The sequence below is a fragment of the Campylobacter concisus genome, assembly GCF_002913045.1.
Lineage (GTDB): Bacteria > Campylobacterota > Campylobacteria > Campylobacterales > Campylobacteraceae > Campylobacter_A > Campylobacter_A concisus_AP.
Genome location: NZ_PPAF01000035.1, coordinates 112,680 through 131,320 on the forward strand (window position 1 = coordinate 112,680; position 18,641 = coordinate 131,320).

The 18,641-nt window shown below is 35.5% G+C and carries 18 protein-coding genes and 1 pseudogene; 13 read left to right on the forward strand and 6 right to left on the reverse strand.

All coding sequences use genetic code 11. The annotated features are described in order from the left end of the window. Positions 1 to 9: 9 nt before the first annotated feature. The 4 genes from msrB (at position 10) to CYP43_RS04540 (ending at position 2,951) form a co-directional block, all read left to right on the forward strand. Entirely contained in the window at positions 10 to 1,050 is a 1,041-nt protein-coding gene (msrB, locus tag CYP43_RS04525) for a peptide-methionine (R)-S-oxide reductase MsrB (RefSeq protein ID WP_103582648.1), read from the forward strand. Between the two features lie 73 nt (positions 1,051 to 1,123). Continuing rightward, a complete protein-coding gene (locus CYP43_RS04530) occupies positions 1,124 to 1,462 on the forward strand; it encodes a hypothetical protein (protein ID WP_072594920.1) in 339 nt (112 codons plus the stop codon). A gap of 1 nt (position 1,463) precedes the next feature. Next, a complete protein-coding gene (locus tag CYP43_RS04535; RefSeq protein ID WP_103582649.1) occupies positions 1,464 to 2,654 on the forward strand; it encodes a peptidase M50 in 1,191 nt (396 codons plus the stop codon). A gap of 3 nt (positions 2,655 to 2,657) precedes the next feature. Next, positions 2,658 to 2,951: a metal-sulfur cluster assembly factor gene (locus CYP43_RS04540; RefSeq protein WP_084041480.1), complete on the forward strand. Its 294-nt coding sequence runs from the start codon at positions 2,658 to 2,660 to the stop codon at positions 2,949 to 2,951. Positions 2,952 to 3,040: 89 nt separating this feature from the next. Here the strand turns inward: CYP43_RS04540 and ftsZ are convergent, their stop codons facing one another. From ftsZ to CYP43_RS04560, 4 genes are all read right to left on the reverse strand, one after another. Then, complete coding sequence (gene ftsZ, locus CYP43_RS04545) at positions 3,041 to 4,180, reverse strand: cell division protein FtsZ (protein WP_087584329.1); 1,140 nt, start codon at positions 4,178 to 4,180, stop codon at positions 3,041 to 3,043. A 14-nt stretch (positions 4,181 to 4,194) separates the two neighbouring features. Then, on the reverse strand, positions 4,195 to 5,622 hold the full coding sequence (gene ftsA, locus CYP43_RS04550) for a cell division protein FtsA (RefSeq protein ID WP_103582650.1): 1,428 nt from the start codon (positions 5,620 to 5,622) through the stop codon (positions 4,195 to 4,197). A 6-nt stretch (positions 5,623 to 5,628) separates the two neighbouring features. After that, positions 5,629 to 7,089: a peptidylprolyl isomerase gene (locus CYP43_RS04555; RefSeq protein WP_103582651.1), complete on the reverse strand. Its 1,461-nt coding sequence runs from the start codon at positions 7,087 to 7,089 to the stop codon at positions 5,629 to 5,631. Between the two features lie 139 nt (positions 7,090 to 7,228). After that, positions 7,229 to 7,816: a class II aldolase and adducin N-terminal domain-containing protein gene (locus CYP43_RS04560; RefSeq protein WP_054196472.1), complete on the reverse strand. Its 588-nt coding sequence runs from the start codon at positions 7,814 to 7,816 to the stop codon at positions 7,229 to 7,231. Between the two features lie 127 nt (positions 7,817 to 7,943). Here CYP43_RS04560 and rsmH point away from each other — a divergent pair, with 127 nt between their 5' ends. Both rsmH and CYP43_RS04570 read left to right on the forward strand, forming a co-directional pair. After that, complete coding sequence (rsmH, locus tag CYP43_RS04565) at positions 7,944 to 8,867, forward strand: 16S rRNA (cytosine(1402)-N(4))-methyltransferase RsmH (protein ID WP_103582652.1); 924 nt, start codon at positions 7,944 to 7,946, stop codon at positions 8,865 to 8,867. A gap of 2 nt (positions 8,868 to 8,869) precedes the next feature. Continuing rightward, a complete protein-coding gene (locus tag CYP43_RS04570) occupies positions 8,870 to 9,163 on the forward strand; it encodes a hypothetical protein (RefSeq protein ID WP_021090986.1) in 294 nt (97 codons plus the stop codon). A 121-nt stretch (positions 9,164 to 9,284) separates the two neighbouring features. On the opposite strand, the gene CYP43_RS04575 is transcribed toward CYP43_RS04570, so the two are convergent. Continuing rightward, entirely contained in the window at positions 9,285 to 9,788 is a 504-nt protein-coding gene (locus CYP43_RS04575) for a hypothetical protein (RefSeq protein ID WP_103582653.1), read from the reverse strand. 104 nt (positions 9,789 to 9,892) lie between these two features. Between CYP43_RS04575 and CYP43_RS04580 the strand changes: the two genes are divergently transcribed. The 6 genes from CYP43_RS04580 to CYP43_RS04605 are packed head-to-tail and all read left to right on the forward strand — an operon-like array spanning position 9,893 to position 15,551. Beyond that, a complete protein-coding gene (locus tag CYP43_RS04580) occupies positions 9,893 to 10,759 on the forward strand; it encodes a D-amino acid aminotransferase (RefSeq protein WP_103582654.1) in 867 nt (288 codons plus the stop codon). After that, positions 10,756 to 11,202, forward strand: coding sequence for a DUF523 domain-containing protein (locus CYP43_RS04585; protein WP_103582655.1), 447 nt, complete (start codon positions 10,756 to 10,758; stop codon positions 11,200 to 11,202). The genes CYP43_RS04580 and CYP43_RS04585 overlap by 4 nt, the downstream gene beginning before the upstream one ends. Beyond that, a complete protein-coding gene (locus tag CYP43_RS04590; RefSeq protein WP_103582656.1) occupies positions 11,195 to 11,689 on the forward strand; it encodes a chemotaxis protein in 495 nt (164 codons plus the stop codon). The genes CYP43_RS04585 and CYP43_RS04590 overlap by 8 nt, the downstream gene beginning before the upstream one ends. Further along, positions 11,686 to 13,695: an SH3 domain-containing protein gene (locus tag CYP43_RS04595; RefSeq protein ID WP_103582657.1), complete on the forward strand. Its 2,010-nt coding sequence runs from the start codon at positions 11,686 to 11,688 to the stop codon at positions 13,693 to 13,695. The genes CYP43_RS04590 and CYP43_RS04595 overlap by 4 nt, the downstream gene beginning before the upstream one ends. Further along, the gene (locus CYP43_RS04600) at positions 13,696 to 15,015 is read left to right on the forward strand and encodes an ATP-dependent DNA helicase (protein WP_103582658.1); all 1,320 of its coding nucleotides are present in this window, start codon (positions 13,696 to 13,698) and stop codon (positions 15,013 to 15,015) included. It begins immediately after the preceding gene. Continuing rightward, positions 15,012 to 15,551: a hypothetical protein gene (locus tag CYP43_RS04605; protein ID WP_054196480.1), complete on the forward strand. Its 540-nt coding sequence runs from the start codon at positions 15,012 to 15,014 to the stop codon at positions 15,549 to 15,551. The genes CYP43_RS04600 and CYP43_RS04605 overlap by 4 nt, the downstream gene beginning before the upstream one ends. A 26-nt stretch (positions 15,552 to 15,577) precedes the next feature. Here CYP43_RS04605 and lolA read toward each other — a convergent pair whose 3' ends face one another. Next, positions 15,578 to 16,090, reverse strand: coding sequence for a LolA-like outer membrane lipoprotein chaperone (lolA, locus tag CYP43_RS04610; protein WP_103582659.1), 513 nt, complete (start codon positions 16,088 to 16,090; stop codon positions 15,578 to 15,580). Between the two features lie 97 nt (positions 16,091 to 16,187). Between lolA and secA the strand changes: the two are divergent. After that, a pseudogene (gene secA, locus CYP43_RS04615) lies at positions 16,188 to 18,584 on the forward strand (preprotein translocase subunit SecA); the annotation flags it as partial. Positions 18,585 to 18,641: the final 57 nt, after the last annotated feature.

The window sequence follows — 18,641 nt, forward strand, 5'->3', positions numbered from 1 at the left end:
GGAGATAGAATGAAAAAGATCTTAAAATTTATCTTAATGGCAACAGTGTTTTTTGGTCTAAATTTGATGGCAAAAGATGAGCTTATAAAGGAGCAGACGATGGCAGGGCAAAATTTAAAAGAAATTTATCTAGCAGGTGGTTGCTTTTGGGGTATGCAGGGATATTTTAAAAAGATATTTGGCGTAGTGGATACAAAGGTAGGCTACGCGAATGGCAAGAGCGAAAATACTAGCTACCGCGAGCTTCATGAAAGTGATCATGCTGAAACGCTTTATGTAAAATACGACGAAAATAGAGTCGCTTTGGCTGAAATTTTGGCTCATTTTTTTAGAGTGATCGACCCGACCTCTCTAAATAAACAAGGTAATGACGTAGGTAGGCAGTATAGAAGCGGAATTTACTATGTTAGTGATAGTGATCTGCCAACGATAGAGAGCTTTATGAAAATAGAGCAAAAGAAATTTAAAGATAAGATCGTGGTTGAGGTGGCGCCACTTAAAAATTTCGTCTTAGGCGAAGAGTATCATCAAGACTATCTTGATAAAAATCCTTTTGGATATTGTCACATCGACCTAGGTTTAGCCAATAAACCACTTTACGATGAGGCGAAATTTAAGCCGCTTAGTAAAGATGAGCTAAAGAAAAAATTAAGTAGCGAGCAGTATGCCGTGACGCAAGAAGCAGCGACCGAGAGGCCATTTAGCAGCGAGTATGATAAATTTAATCAAAAAGGCATTTATGTAGATATAACGAGTGGAAAGCCACTTTTCTCAAGCGCAGATAAATTTGATGCAGGATGTGGCTGGCCAAGCTTTACAAAGCCTATCACGACAACGGCGCTTGCGTATAGCGAGGACAACTCATTTATGATGAAAAGGGTTGAAGTTAGGTCTCAAAACAGCGATGCGCACCTTGGGCATGTTTTTGATGATGGTCCAAGCGATAAGGGTGGGCTAAGGTACTGCATAAATGGTGCAAGTCTTAAATTTATACCGCTTGAAGACATGGCTAGGCTGGGATATGAGGAATTTATACCTTACGTAAAATAGCTTTTGTTGAAGCAAATCAATAGTTTGAAAAGTTTAATCAGAGTATAATTCTCCAAAATTAAAAGGAGAAAAAATGAGCGATTTTTTCAAAAACGCAGAGCAGTTTAATGTCGATGGTGCAACTGTGCCATTTTATAAATTTAATGAAAATGGTGTAAATTTTGTTGGCTTTGATTCACGTCCTTGCGTGCCGCCAGAGCCAATGGTCAATGCATTAATCGCTATTAAATTTGCTGATAAAAATACAAAAATTATGATGCTAAATCATAAATTTCCAGCTGGTCTTATACCAAAGATAGATAAGAGCTTTGATATAGAGCGTGAAGATATAGATGGTGGGGCTGTAAAGATGGTTTTTAGCCTAAAAGACGGCGCAAATATAGAAGACGTAGATACGAGTCTTTGCCACTAAGATGCTTTTAAATACTTATGCACCACCATTTAAGTTAGTCGGTGGATATTTTATTGCTGGAATTTTGTTTTTGGCATTAAGTGTGCCGGCATTCTTTTATGCAGATTTTGATGCGATTAGCTCACTAAATACAGCTGGTTTTTTGCATATATTTTTTGTTGGCTTTGTTATGAGCATTATCATCGGAGCGCTCTATCAGCTAACTTCAGTCATCTTAGAAAAGCCATTTTTTACAGCAAAAGGTGCTATTTTAAATTTGGCTATTTTTTGTCTATCGTTGCTGGGCATGTGCTACGGGATGTTATTTGCTGAGGCTAAAATTTTACAAATTAGTGGAGTTTTGCTTTTTTGCTCACTCGCTTTTTTTGCTACGACGTACGCATTAAGCTTTATGGATAATGAAAAAAAGAGCTTTGCAGCCTTTGCACTTTTTATTTCAGCTATCTTTTTGATAATTGGAATAACGCTTGGTTTTTGCTTGCTTATGATACTTAGTGGCACGCTGATGCTTGATTTTGAGATGACACTAAAATTTCACGTTTATTTTGTACTGGGATTTGTGTTCCTTGTGATACTTGGAGCTGCTAGCGTACTCCTACCTATGTTTGCGCTAGCTCACGATCTAAAATTTACACTTAGCAAGGCCTCACTAGCATGCTATATTTTGGGTGGTATCTTGCTAGCTTTTAATGAAAATTTATCTATTTTGTCAATATGTTTAGCGGCTTTACTTTTTATAGCTCAAGCACTTTATATTTTAAAAAAACGCGTTAGAAAGGCGTATGATTACTGGAATGTAAATATCGTGCTTTCGTTGGTGGCTTTACTTGGTGCTGCTGTTTTTATAGCTTTGGATAAATTAAATTTAGCTGCATATTTTTTAATATATGGCTTTTTATTTGCTTTTATCGTAGCCCATCTTTACAAGATTGCACCATTTCTCATATGGTATCACTATGTAGCACCTTTTGTTGGAAAGGTAAAAGTGCCACTTCTTGATGCCATGATACTAAAAAAGATAGCTTATTTTGGTATAGCTTTTAATGCTATCTCGCTTCTTTGCTATCTTCTCTCAACTTGCTTTGAACTAGAAATTTTAGTGCAAGCTGGTATGATTTTTATAGCTATTAGTATAGTTTTGCTATCGATAAATATAATAAATATTTTTAGATTTACTGGTTTTAAAGGATAAAAAATGAAAGAAAAAATTTATAACGCACTGTCAAATATCGTTGATCCAGAAGTTGGCTTTGATATCGTTTCGCTTGGACTTATATACGATGCGAGCTGCGATGAAAATGGCAAAGCAAAAGTTACTATGACGCTTTCAACTAAATCTTGCCCACTACATGAAATGATACTTGGCTGGGTAGAAACTGCCGTGCTTGATATAGAAGGTATCAAAGAGTGCGAGATCGACCTTGTTTGGGAGCCTGAGTGGAATATACAAATGGCAAGTGATTTTGTAAAAGCACAACTTGGAGTTTAATTTTTAAGTTTTTAGATTTGAAAGTTTGTAAATTTTTATAAGCTAGAGAGCAAAAGCTCTCTAGAAATTTTAAGGAGTTTGTTTTTTTATTAGTCCATTTGATGGCGCATAAATGATGGCACATCAAGTTGCGACATATAGTCTTCGTCATATCCACCACTAACTTTTTTAAGTCTTAATATACGCTCTTTTTTTATGATATCGTTTGCATTAGAAGTTTGTACTTCATCTTTTTTCTCAGCTTCTTTTTGTGAGCTTTGAAAACCTGTGGCTATTATTGTAACTTCAACTTTATTATCTTCTATTTTGTCATCAGTTGTTGTGCCAAATATAATTTCAGCATCTTCATCTGCTGCCTCATGAATAATACTCATCGCATTATTGATATCAGCTAGTGGGCAACTAGGGCTTATTCTAAAATGAACTAAAATACCAAATGCACCATTTATTGTCATGTTATCAAGAAGTGGTGATTGTATAGCATTTTTTATAGCTTCTTGTGCTGCATCTTCGCCACTTGCTTCGCCAACACCCATTAAAGCTAGTCCTCTATGGCTCATAATCGTTCTAACATCAGCAAAGTCTAGATTTATATCGCTTTTTCCTGAATCAAGTACGATCGTACTCATGCCATTGACGGCTCTTGCAAGTACTTCATCGACCATTTCGAAGCTTTCTTTTATACCAGCATTTTTATCAATTAATGTTAGGAGTTTATCGTTTGGAATGACAACAATAGAATCGCTTTCTTTTCTAAGTTCCTCAAGGCCACAATCAGCCAATTTTCTACGTTTTTTTCCTTCAAACATAAAAGGCATAGTAACAACTGCAACTGTTAGTGCACCAATATCTTTTGCAGCTTGAGCAACAACTGGAGCAGCACCAGTACCAGTTCCGCCACCGAGTCCTGTACCAATGAAAACTATATCTGATGTCTCAAGTGCACTTTTTACTTCATCGTAGCTCTCTTCAGCAGCAGCTTTTCCTATTTCAGGTCTCATGCCTGCACCTAGGCCTTTTGTTGTCTTTTCTCCAAGCTGTATTTTTGTATGTGCAAGAGAATTTTCAAGAGCCTTAGCATCTGTATTGGCAACAATAAGATCTATATTTAAATTTGGATTAACTCTTATTATGTGGTTGACCATATTGCCACCACCTCCACCTACACCTACGACCTTTATCTTTGCACCATAGATGCTTTTATTTTCTTCTACTGTGAAGCTACTCATTTTTGAAATTCTCCTTAAAATAATTGTGTAATACTATACCAAAATTTTGCAAAAGCATTTGGCTTTTTTTCTTGTTTGCTAATATCTGCAATATTGGCAAGCTCTTCTTTGTTTTTTGATTTATTTGCTACCTCTAATTCAAAATCTTTATCTGAAAAACTATCCTCTTTTTCATTTGGATCCTGCACCTCTTGTCCAAAATTTTGTACATTTTCCTCTTCTACAAAAACATTTCTAAAATTTGCTTTTGGTTTTGAGACTATTTCCCCTTGGTATCTCATTTTTTTCTCAGAATCAATCTCGTATGGGCTAAAGTTGCCAGCACCATACAAACAAAGCCCTATAGCACAAGAATTTGCTGGATCTCTTAAAATTTCAAATAATCCATCCATTTCCTTTGGTTTTGCTATACGAACTGGCATTTTGTCAAATATTGCAGATGCAAGATCTCTAATACCTTCTAGCTTAGTCATACCACCAGTAAGTATTATTCCAGCACCAATGCTATCTTTATAGCCGCTATCTTCTAGCATTTTAGCAAGTACCATAAGGGTTTCTTCTGCTCTGGCATATATAACATTTGATATTATGTCTAGTGAAACTTCGTGGCTTTTTGTTTCATCTCCAAGGATCGGGAGCTCTATTAGATCAACTGACTTATTTATTAAAGCGCCATAGCCTAATTTTATCTCTTCTGCCTTTGGAAGTGGTGTATGCAGAGCCATAGAAAGATCATTTGTAATGTTTGCTGAGCCAACAGGTAAAAATTCATTGTATCTTATAGAATTTCCAGAATGCACTACAAGATTACAAGTAGCACCACCCATATCAACAAGTGCGGCACCAAGCTCTTTCTCATCTTTTGTTAATGTTGCTATCGCAGAAGCATATCCTGAAAGGACTATGTTATCTAGTTGAACGCCTGCTAAATTTACGGCTTTTCTTAGGTTGCTAATAGATGATTTTTGTACTGTAACAATATGTGTTTGCACTTCCAGTCTACTACCATTCATGCCTATTGGATCTTCAATGTGTTCTTGTCCATCTACTTTAAAATTATAAGGAAGAACATGTAATTTTTCATACTCATGAGGTATATCAGCAGTATGATCGGCCATTTGCATAGCACGCTCGATCTCTTTTATACCTATTTCATGATTTGGTATATTTACTACACCACTACTGTCAACGCTTTTTGTATACGCACCAGAAATAGAAACTATGACTTTTTCATAGCGTGTTCCTGCAACTCTTTGTGCTTCTATCAATGCATTTTTTATCGACTTTGCAGCTTGCTCAATATTGGTTATAACACCTTTTCTTATTCCTTGTGTTTTTTCAGTTCCAATTCCAATTATCTTAATGCCATTTTCATCATGTTGTGCTATTACTGCACAAATCTGGAAAGAGCCGATATCTATACCTAAAATTTTTGTACTCAAGATAAATTACCTTTTGATATATTCTTTAATTTCATAGTATTTTTTAAGTTTGTTTGTTAAATCTTTTATTAACTCATTATTTTTAAGCATTGTAACGTTTTGCTGTGTTATTTGCTTATAGTTATTATCTATATTATCTACAAGCAACCTTTGTTCCAAAATGTCGTATATAACGGCCTTATCTTCTAATATAACATAATCTTCTTTTTTGTTGTTAGTTTCAAAAAGTTGAGAAACAAAAGTTCTAGTTTCACTTTCATTTAGTCCTAAGATAGAGCCATTTATATCTCTACTGATAAAGCCTATATCAGTTCCTTTGAAATTTTGTAAAGACTCTTTTGCTATGGTTATTAAGTTTTCTTTTTTCTTTTTATCTTTGTAAATTTCAAGCACCATTGCTCTTGCTTGTTCAAAACTCATAGGTTGTGGAGGAGTTATACTTTTTACTCTAACTATCAAATATCCATCTTTATATGTAAACGGTTTTATCACCTCACCAACTTTTGCCCCTTTTATTTCATCGAGCGAGAATGTCGCATTATCTTCATTTATACTAACAAATTCATTTGTTGCAAGCTCAGCTTTTTTGATAGAGGTATATTTTTTTAAAGCATCGGTCTTACTTTTCTCAATATTGTAGTCTTTGACAACTTCAGTCTTTACTTCGTCAAATGATTTGATTTTATCATCAGAGCCTTTGTATCTCTCCTTGTTTTCGTTATAGTAGTCACTCAAAGTAGTTTGATTTACATCATTTTTATTTGACTCTATAAAGTATGTTTCTAGACCATATATAGTCTTTGTCATATAGTTGTTTTTATTTGTTTCCCAAAGATTCTTTAGCTCTTTTTCATCTATTTTTATATCACTTTGATTAGCATTTATTATCTGTATTGCTAATTTGTCTTGCATAAAAAAGCTTGCTTCCATCATTGCAATGTCTTCTTTGCTAGCTGGTAAATTTAAAATAGTTCTAAGCTTATCAAGTAGTATTGTTAGTTTTAAATTTTCTTCAAAATCAGTTGGATTTATTCTAGCTCTTCTTAAAATATCGTAGTATAAATTTTTATCAAAAGTACCATCTTTTTGAAATGTTGGATCAACGATTATATATTTTAAAATATCATCTTTACTAACACTAAGACCTATATCGTCTGCAAAATTTAATAGTAAATTCTCTTGAATTGTAGCCTGAAGTGCAGCATTTTGTAAGCCTAACTCATTGGCCTTTTCTTGTGTTAATTTACCATCAAAAAGATTATTGTAGTATTGATACAAATTATCGTATTTTTGTTGTAGTTCTTGAATGCTTATATTTCTGTGTCCTACTTTTGCTACCGAAGTGGCTCGATTGCTGTTTAAATCATATGCTCCCCAGCCTACAAAGCCTGCTCCAACAAAGGCTATTGTACTTACCCAAATGGTAACAACTAGGTATTTTTTATGTTTTTGCATCCAAGACAACATTAAATTTTCCTTTAAAAGACTAACGAAATTTGTATGATATATTATATAAAATTGCCTTAAATAAGCTTAAAATAGGGGCTTTAAAAATACCTTTGTGAAGAATTTTGCTAACAATTTTTTAGTATTGTTAGCAAAATTTTTAAATACTATAATCGCTATAACCACTAGTTAAATGAAGCAATTTGCAGCTATTTTCTAGCAAAGCTATCTCTTTTGCAAGAAGCTGAGGGCTTCTACTGTATGCGTAAATGCCATATCCTTTAACGATAATAATATTTGTATTTTTTTCTAGCATATATCTATAAATTTCAGTTTCTGCACGTTCATACCAGTCATCATATTGTTTTGGATCATAGACTAAAATTTCATTAAATCTCATATACCCAAAATAATCTTTCGGTACAATTTTTTCATGTTTCATTGCGTAGGCAGTTGCGTATGGTGGCATCGCGTAGCAAACAAATCTTGCCTCATTTATATTTTTATAAATATTTAAGTGTATATCAGCATCAAGACTAGCTTCATTCCAACGATAGTCTTTTTTTGATGAAAGAAGTGTCAAATCATCATCTTTTAAATTATCAAAAATGGCATTTTGTTTATTGATTATAAATTGATTTTTTTCGACTCTTGCCGAAATCGAGCCGTGAAAAACGCCAAAAAAATTCTTTCTAAACATAGAAAGTGATATCGTTTTTATCTCATTTATTGAGTGTTCTAGCTCCATTTTTTCTCCTACATTTAAGCGATTATATTTAAGCTATCTTAAAATTTATGTAAAATTTTGTGTAATGATAGCTTTTTAAGTAAAATTTCGATAAATTTTCCACACTATTTACTATAAAGAGGCAGTGTTGCAAAGTCCACATATTAGTGTTTTACTTGATGAAGTTCTATCTTTTTTTAAAAATTTAAATGGAAATTTTATAGATTGCACGCTTGGATATGCCGGACATTCTAGTGCCATTTTATCTCAAAATGAAAATTTAAATTTAATTGCCTGTGATAGAGATAACGAAGCTATAAATTTTTCACTAAAAAAACTTGAGCCATTTGGTAGTAGGGTTAAAATTTATAAAAGTAACTTCTCTGAATTGACTAGCAAGCTAAGTCAAGAAGAAATTTTAAATGTTAGAGGAATTTTGGCTGACATCGGTGTTAGCTCGCTTCAGATAGATAAAGATGATAGGGGCTTTAGTCTTAGCTCAAGCACGCTTGATATGCGCATGGATAAAGAGCGAAATTTTAGTGCGTTTGACGTTGTGAATGGATACTCTTTTGATGAGTTGGTTAGAATTTTTAGAGATTATGGTGAGCTAAAAAATGCTGCCGGGATTGCAAATAAAATTATAAATGCTAGAAATTTAGGCAAGATAACGAGTGCAAAAGAGCTTGCAAATTTAATAGGTACAGCCCAGATAAAAGGGCGCGGAGTTAGCCCTGCAATACTTGCCTTTCAAGCCATCAGGATAGAGGTAAATGGTGAGCTAGATGAGCTAACAAATTTGCTTGATAGTATAGAAAAAGGCGGGTTTAAAGATTGTCTTGTGGCGATTATTACATTTCACTCACTTGAAGATAGGATCGTAAAGGAGCGCTTTAAAAAATGGGCAAATAGCTGTATCTGCCCGCCAGGTGTCTATAGGTGTGAGTGCGGAAACAACCACGAATTAGGAGAAATTTTGACCAAAAAGCCACTAACGGCAAGTAGTAGTGAGCTAAAGGTAAACTCACGAAGCAAGAGCGCAAAACTGCGGGTTTTTAAGATAAAGGGATAAAAATGCAAGAAAAAGAAGAGCTACTAACGCTTCACGACGAGGAGCAAAAACGTGAGGTAAATTTAAGCTTTAAGACATTAGTGATGGTCTATTTAGCTGTTTTTATAGCTCTAGCTATATTTTTGCCAAAAATTTACATAGCAAATCAAATTTATTATATAAGTAGAGATATAGCGGACATTAGCGGTAAACGAGATATGCTTTTAGAGGAAAATAGAGCTCTTAATATAAAGCTTGAAAATTTACGTTATAAAAATCAAATTTTAAACAATATGCAAGAGCGTCAATGGAAATAACGAAACATTTAAAGTTTTTAAATTTTGGCGATTCGATTATATTGGCAAATAATATAGCCATTTTGTATATAACTGCATAAAAATAAAATTAGCTCAATAAACAAAGTTTATTTTTAATTTGCTAGTTACTTTCTTTTTGAGAGATTAGCTTTTCATATATATATTGTTCTAAATCTTTTTTTGATATGTCATTTTTTATAGCAGTATTATAAATTTCTTCGACCTTGCTTGAGTATTTTTCATAGCTAAAATAAGGAAAATGCACACTCCAAGCTTTCCTGATAAGATCGTGACTTATCTCTCTTCTTGCCCAAACTTTAAACATATCAAAGCCGATAAAAACGGCTGAAGTGACGACAGCAGTCGCTATTATCGATATATGCGCGTCAGTTTTTGCTAAAAAATGATGCGTGATGATTAACAATGGAAATAAAATAACAAAACAGATAAGTGCATAAATCTGATAGAGCTTGATGTGGTTAAATCTAAAATTTAGCTTTGCTCCATCTATTAGCATACCTTCGTTAAAAAGGGCATTCGCTTCAAGTAGATCCCTAAATAAAACTGGCTGTTTTGAAACAAAAAAAACGTTTTTTATGATTCTATCTTTTAAAGTTTCTTGCATTTTTTATAGACTTTTTACCTTTGAAATTTTGGCTTATTATATCTAAGAATCTATAAATTCAAACAAAATTAGATACAATTTGCCCAAAATTTAAGGAGCTAAAAATGGCAGATCAAGCTTTGCAAACCGTCTTTTTAAACGGAGAATTTTTGCAAAAAGATGAAGCAAAAGTTAGTGCTTTTGATAGAGGATTTATATTTGGTGATGGAGTTTATGAGGTTGTGCCTGTGATAAATTCAAAAATGGTTGATAAAGATGGATTTTGGGCGAGATTTGAAAGAAGCTTAAATGAAATAGATATAAGCTTGCCCTACGAAAAGGAAAAATTTGAAGCGATCTTAAACGAGATAATCTCCAAAAATGCCTTAAAAGAGGGCGGAATTTATATGCAAGTAACAAGAGGTGTGGCGTTTAGAAATTTCTATTTTATAGAAAATTTAACACCAAGCGTCTTTATCTTTTGCTACGAGAGTGAAATTTTAAACAATCCTGCTGCAAAAACCGGCATAAAAGTGGTAAGCGTCGAGGATATTAGGTGGAAGAGGCGCGATATAAAATCGATCTCACTTTTAGCTCAGTGCTACGCTAAAAATGAAGCTCATAAAAAAGGTGCAGATGAGGGCTTTATGGTGGAAAATGGCTTTGTCACAGAGGGCTGCAGCTCAAGTGCTTTTATCATCAAGGATAAAACTTTAATCACAAAACCACTGTCAAATGAAATTTTGCCAGGAATTCGCCGTATGAGACTTTTAAAGATCGCTAAAGATATCGGCCTTAAGATAGAGGAGCGAAAATTTAGCATGGATGAAGTTTATAATGCTGATGAAGTCTTTATTTCGGCTGCGACGCTCATACTCTTACCAGTCGTTTATGCTGATGGCAAGGCGATAAATGGTGCAAAAGTAGGAGAAATTTCAAGCAAACTTCGTGAAATTTATGCTGGTGAACTTTTAAAAGAAGCCGGGCTTTGAGAGAAAAAATCCTAATAAGTGCTTGCCTGGTTGGCATAAATTGTAAATTTAACGGCGAAAATAATCTTTTAAATAAAGATCTTTTAGATGAAATTTCAAAGAGGTTTCATCTGCTTTTTGTTTGTCCTGAAGTTTACGGTGGACTTAGCACGCCAAGGGAACCGGCTGAGATGAAAAATGGTGCGGTTGTTTGTAAATTTTCAGGTAAAGATGTGAGTGAAAATTTCAAAAATGGAGCAGAAATTTGCCTAAGGATAGCCAAACTAAATGGTTGCAAAAAGGCTATTTTAAAATCAAAAAGTCCAAGTTGTGGAAGTGGGCAAATTTATGATGGAAGCTTTAGTAAGAGGCTTATTTTAGGCGATGGCATCACAGCAAAACTGCTAAAAGAAAATGAAATTTTAGTTTACAGCGAAGATGAGATAGTAGGGCTTGATGTTTGATAGGCTAAAAGACAACATTATACTTGAGGTGATTTTTAAATATATCATCTTGTTGCTACTTTTTATCTGTGTGATCGGTCTTTTTATGAGTGGCGTTCTTTTCTTAAATGGGGAGATGAGTGAAAATTCTCTGAATTTACATATTTTCTTTGGCTTTAGTTTGGTTTTTTTGACGATTGTCCATAGTTATGTTAAGAAGAAAAAGTTAAAGAAGCTAAGTCTTGAGTTTAAAAATATCTTGAATCACAAGCCAGTGCAGATGGACTGCAATACAACTAGGTTTTTAAACGCTCTAAATGATGTAAAAGTGGGCGAGCTTTCAAAGAAATTTGGCTCTGATATTGTAGAAATTTTAAGGTCAAATGACATAAAAGTAAAAAACGAGAATGAGACGATGAAACAAATTTGTAAAAACAACGATGAAAAGATGTTTTATGTTTTTGTTTTGATTGTAGAAGCTATTTTTAAGAATAAGGAAAAAAATTGAAAAAGGGCATATTTTTAGCATTTAGTGTTGCTTTGTTTTTGGGATGTTCACAGACCCAGTCAAAGCCAAGTGTGCAAAATTCTTTACCAGATGAAAATGTATATAAGCCAAATGAACGCATTAGTTTGCTTGATTTTGAAATGAAGCAAGATGCCTCGTCGCTACCGCAAAATATGCAAAGTGCAAGCTTTGACCAAGAGGAAATTTTAAAAAGAAGGTTTAAGGTTTTTACATTAAGGGGCATAAAATTTAATCCAAACGATGTTTTTTGGGCATTTAATATATATAAACCAAGCGAAAAGAGAAAGTATTTTGGCTCAAATTTTAGAGAGATCCCACAAAGCTGGTTTGACGCACAAAAGGACAATGCAAATTTTTCAGCTCTTTCAAGCATCTCTGCATATGCTTTAACTTCGGCAAACACAGCTTTAAGAAATTTTCCAACCGATGAGCCGATATTTTTAAATCCGCAAACTCCAGGTGAGGGCTATCCGTTTGATTATCTGCAAGAATCAACCCTAAGCATCGCTCACCCACTTTTTGTCTCACATCTTTCTAAAGATAGGGCATGGGCGTTTGTTAGTGATGATGCGGTTTGGGGCTGGGTAAAGGTCGAGGATATAAAATTTATAAGCGATGATGAGGCAAATGCCTATCAAAAATCAAGTTTTGTAACTATAAAAACGGACAAGATGCCAGTTTATGATAAGGCTGGAAATTTCTTATTTTACTCAAGGGTTGGGGCGATACTTCCTGTTTTGGCACAGGATAATAAAAACTACTACGGCAAAATTTATGTAAGAAATCTCTTGAGAGAATTTGTGTTGCCAAAGTCTGTTGGCGCTCTTTTTCCTCTTAAATTTAATGACTCAAATCTAAAAACACTTATTAGCTCCCTTCTTACTCAGCCTTATGGCTGGGGTGGGGTCGATAAGCTAAGGGATTGCTCGCTTTTTACCAAAGATTTGTTGGCTAGCTTTGGCGTGTGGCTACCTAGAAACTCAAAAGCTCAAGCAAATATGGGGCAAAAATTTGATCTAAAAGGACTTAGTAACGCCGCTAAGACAAAAGAGATAAAAGAAAAAGGTGTGCCATATCTTACACTCGTGCATCTGCCAGGACATATCATGCTTTATGCTGGATACAAGGGTGATGATATATATGTGGTGCATGATGCTTGGGGGCTAAAAACCGAAAATAACGGCAGAGCGTTAATCGGTGCTACGGCAGTAACTACATTAAACATCGGACAAAACAGAAGCGATATACAAAATGCAAATTTGCTTATTTCAAAGGTCGATTCTATAAATGTGATAAAGCCCGAAAATGTAATAAGCGATAAAGCTAGAAAAATTTCAGCTTTACAAAGGGCTTATGATGTTAAGGTTGAGGATAATTTGGTCAAATTCGGTGATGGAACAATATTTGTCTATGATGACTTTAAACAAAAAGATGATGAGTGTAGTATCGGTGCTGATATAGAGGATATGAATGCGCTTGATTACGCTGCATTTTCACCGCTTAGCACTGCACTAAGTGATGCTGGCAGATGTAGAAATTATGAGTTTTTAGGCAAAATTTATGGCTCAAGCGAGAGCGCGGTAAAGGCAAATTTAGTAGATGTCATTTGGCTAAAAGATAGCCTTGTGTTAAAACTACCATTTAACTCTAAAAATGGAGCTGCAGCCGCCTTGCAAGAGGTAAGCAATGAGCTAAACGATATGGTAAAAAGTGATACGAGCTTGCTTGAGTATTTAAAAGATCCAGGCGGGACATTTAAATGGCGCATCATCGCTGGCACAAACCGCCTAAGCGCTCACAGCTACGGCATCGCGATCGATATAAATGTAAAAAAGAGCCACTACTGGCAGTGGAGCAAGGGCTATCAAAATCTCATTCCTGAAAAGATAGTGCGTGTTTTTGAAAAGCATAAATTTATCTGGGGCGGACGCTGGAAGCACTTTGATACGATGCATTTTGAGTATCGCCCAGAGATGTTTGAGTAGATGAAAGATCAAATTTTAGAAATTTTATCTCGCTCAAACGTCTTTTTAACAGGCGGTGGCGGTGTTGGCAAGAGCTATCTAACCGCCTCCATCATTAGACACTACAAAGAAAATTTTAAAAACGTCATAATCCTTGGCTCAACTGGCATAAGTGCCATTAGCCTTGGAGGAGTTAGCTTGCATAGCTTTTTTAAATTTGGCTACTGCAAGGATTATGAGGAGCTAAGACGCTTTGACTATCATCAAAAAGACAAACTAAGCAAGCTAAGAAATATGCTTGATGCATGTGATCTGCTTGTAATTGATGAAATTTCAATGGTGAGCTCAGATTTAATGGAGATGATAAGATACCGACTACTTACTTCCAAATTTAAAGGTAGGGTGCTTATAGTGGGCGATTTTTATCAGCTTCCACCAGTGCAAAAGGAGCAAAACGAAAATAGGCTTTTTAATTTTTTATACGCTTTTAACTCCAGTGCGTGGGAGGATATGAAATTTACAAATGTCGAGCTGCTCGTCTCAAAACGCACTAATGATCTTAAATTTTATGAGATTCTCTCTCGTCTTAGAGTAGGCGAGTTAGATGATGAAATAATTAGCTATATAGAGAGTTTAAGAGTGAGCAAGATAGAGCCAGATGATGATACAAGTGTGCTTTTTGGCAGAAACGCCGAGGCTGAAATGCTAAATCAAAAAAGGCTTTCAGAACTTGGCACGCCACTTGAAATTTCAAACTCAGATGTGAGCATTTTGGATGAAAATTTAGATAAAAAAGAGTTTGAAAAATGGGCAAATACACTAAATATCTCAAGGGATTTGGAGATGAAGATAGGCGCTAAGATTATCTTTACGTCAAATAAGTGGGGCGAGTACTATAACGGCGAGCAAGGCAAGATCATGCAAATTTTAAAAGAAAATGGCATCATCTCAAGCGTGATTGTGAAAAAAGATAGCGGCGAAATTTGTGAGATAGAAAAAGCCGCTTATATATTTAGTTCGTTAAATTTAAACGAAGATGAGATCGAAGAAAATGTACAGGCGTCACTCTATCAGTTTCCATTTAAGCTCGCTTACGCTCTAACTATCCACAAGTCCCAAGGAATGAGCATAAACTCGCTCATTTGCAACATCAACCACATCTTTGCCAAAGGGCAGCTCTACGTCGCACTTTCTCGCGCGGTAAATCCTAAAAATTTAAAACTTTTTTATGATAAGAAAAGTGATTTTAGGCAGCATTTAAGAAAAGTGGTTAAAATTGACGACGAAGTTAAGAAATTTTACCAAGAAAACGTATTTTTGCATATTAAGGAGAATTTATGAAAAAGCTATTTTTAAGCCTTACTTTTTGTATTTTTGCATTTGCAGACGTATTAAAAGTAAGAGATTTTCAAACAGATATTTATTCAAAAGCTGGACAAAATTTAACAAAAAAGATAAATATGAACCTTGAAGTCGTTGGACGTGATGTTGAAGAAAATGAAGCGTATGTGCTTGATGCTTTAAACATAATAGTTGGTAGCTTTTACGTGGAAGATATTTTAACCTCAATGGGAAAAGAGAAATTTAAAGAGCTTTTCATAAAATACGCAGCCAAAAAGCACTCTCTTGATATTGATGATGTGCTTATCTTAAATATAAAAGTGATAAATAATCTTGAACTAAGCGAGATCATAAAAGCAATAAAAAGCCAAAATTTATGCTCCGATCCAAGTGTTAATGAAGAGATTGTAACAAAACCAGAAAAGAAGAAAAAGGGCAATGAGATTATCATCTCGCCAGATCCAAATGACGTAGTTCAAAAGCCTATTGATCTAAATAACGTGCAGGAATTTGGAAAAGATTTTGGAGAGAAGTAAGTAAATTTGGCTAAAGCTAGCCAAATTTATTGATTTACAATGTCGTAACCTTGAGGAATGACAGGAGTTAGCGTCTCTTGTGGAATTAGCGCGTCTTTTACAGGGTTTCTTAGAGTGATTTTTATTTTATTTGAAAGCTTGTCTTTATAGTCAATCGTCGTTGGAAGTGTGTTTTTAATAGTTATAAAATACTCAACTCCGTCATATATTGCTTTGTAAAGTGTTGGTTGAATTTGCTCCGCATGAGCCAAAATCTGCGTCAAATTTGGCGTATCATCAAGCTTTGAAATGATGGCTTGCTCAAGCTCGTCTTCAATCACGATCACACGCTCTTTGTTAAAATAAATTCTCTTTGGCGTTGGACTTTCATATATCCAAAGTGCAGTATTGTCGTTTTTTGCGTAAAATCTACCCTTGTAATTTATGCTTTTGCCTTCGCTAAATACAGTTTGCGTAAAGTCACTTTGCAGGCTTTTGAAATTTAAGCCAGCACCAAATGAGCAAACTGCAACGAGAGATGCAACTAAAAATTTTCTCATTTTTTATCCTTTTTTGGCGTATTCTAGCCCAGTTTAATTAAATAAATAGTTAAACTATGCTAAGATCCAAAGTTTAAAAATTTAGGAAGGTAAAATAATGATTTCATCGGTATTTAGAAAGATTTTTGGCACGAAAAACGATAGAGAAGTCAAAAAATATATAAAACGTGTGGCGCAGATAAACGCGCTAGAGCCTACTTATGAGAAGATGAGTGACGATGAGCTTAAGATCAAATTTAACGAGCTAAAAGCCCAAGTAGTAGAAGAAAAAGCCACTTTAGATCAAATTTTAAATGACGTATTTGCGATAGTTAGAGAGGCTAGCAAAAGGGTGCTTAAGATGCGCCATTTTGACGTACAGCTAATAGGCGGCATGGTGCTAAACGAGGGCAGGATCGCTGAAATGAAAACAGGCGAGGGCAAGACCTTGGTGGCAACTTTGCCAGTTATATTAAACGCGATGAGTGGCAAAGGTGTGCATGTAGTAACCGTAAACGACTACCTTGCAAAGCGTGACGCTACGCAAATGGGCGAGCTTTATAACTTTTTAGGCTTAAGCGTTGATGTGATACTAAGCGGCGGATACGACGATGAGGTAAGACAAGCTGCGTATAACGCCGACATAACATACGGCACAAACTCAGAATTTGGCTTTGACTATTTACGTGATAATATGAAATTTGAAGCTGGTCAAAAGGTGCAAAGAGGTCATAACTTCGTTATCGTGGATGAGGTCGATAGTATTTTGATAGATGAGGCTAGAACACCACTTATAATATCAGGTCCAACAAACCGCACACTTGATGGCTACATAAGAGCCGATCAGGTCGCAAAACAGCTTACCAGAGGCACTCCAGCTGATCCAAATGTGCCAGGCTCAAAACCAACAGGGGACTTCATAGTAGATGAAAAAAATAGAACGATAATGATCACAGAAGCTGGCATAAGCAAGGCTGAGAAATTATTTGGTGTTGAAAATTTATATAATCTTGAAAATGCTATACTAAGCCACCACCTAGATCAAGCTCTAAAAGCTCACAATCTCTTTGAAAAAGATGTTCATTATGTCGTAAAAGATGGTGAGGTGGTCATTGTTGATGAATTTACAGGACGTTTAAGTGAGGGCAGACGCTTTAGCGAGGGACTCCACCAAGCACTTGAAGCAAAAGAGGGTGTGAAAATTCAAGAAGAGAGCCAAACGCTAGCCGATACAACCTACCAAAACTACTTTAGGATGTATAAAAAGCTTGCAGGTATGACTGGTACTGCCCAGACAGAGGCTACTGAGTTTTCTCAAATTTATAATCTTGAAGTTATCTCGATCCCTACAAACCTGCCAGTTATCAGGATCGACTCAAATGACCTTATCTATAAAACTCAAAACGAGAAATTTAAAGCTGTTATCGACGAGATCAAAAAGGCTCACGAAAAAGGCCAGCCAGTGCTTGTGGGAACTGCAAGTATCGAGCGTAGTGAGGTACTTCACGAGATGCTTAAAAAAGTAGGTATCCCACACTCTGTGCTAAATGCTAAAAACCACGAAAAAGAGGCCGAGATCATCGCACAAGCTGGCGTAAAAGGCGCTGTAACTATCGCTACAAATATGGCTGGACGTGGTGTTGATATCAGGATAAACGACGAGGTGAGAGACCTTGGCGGACTTTATATCATAGGTACTGAAAGGCACGAGAGTAGAAGGATAGATAATCAGCTTCGTGGCCGTGCTGGACGTCAGGGCGACCCTGGTATGAGTAGATTTTACCTAAGCTTAGAGGACAATCTTTTAAGGATTTTTGGTAGCGACCGTATAAAAGCGATCATGGATAGGCTTGGTATCGACGAGGGCGAGAGTATCGAGAGCCGCATGGTGACAAGGGCTGTTGAAAATGCTCAAAAGAAAGTCGAGAGCTTGCACTTTGAGGCTAGAAAGCACTTACTTGAGTATGATGACGTGGCGAACGAGCAAAGAAAGACTATTTATAAATACCGCGATGAACTACTTGATAAAAACTATGATATGAGCGAAAAGATAGCTCAAAATAGAAAAGAGTATGCTGCAAATTTACTTGATACGGCTGAAATTTTCCATGGTGGCTTGAAAGATGACTTTGATATTAAAAATTTATGCTCTATCATCCTTGCAGATTGTGGCGAAGAGATAGACGAGAGTGAGTTAAAAGGTCTAGAGTATGATGAGCTAATAGAAAAGCTTGCGCAAATTTTTGAAGTAAGATATAACGAAAAAATGAGCGTGCTAAATGAAGATCAAAGAAAAGAGATAGAGAAAATTTTATACCTTCAAGTGCTTGATAATGCGTGGAGAGAGCACCTCTATCAAATGGATATCCTAAAAACCGGTATCGGCCTTAGAGGGTATAATCAAAAAGATCCGCTTGTCGAATACAAAAAAGAGAGCTATAACCTCTTTATGGAGCTAGTTGGCAGGCTAAAAACTGAGAGCGTTAAGACGCTTCAGGTGGTGAGATTTAAGAGCCGTGAGGAGCAAGAAGAGCAAGCTAGAATGATGCTTGAAGCTAGCCAAAATGCTGAA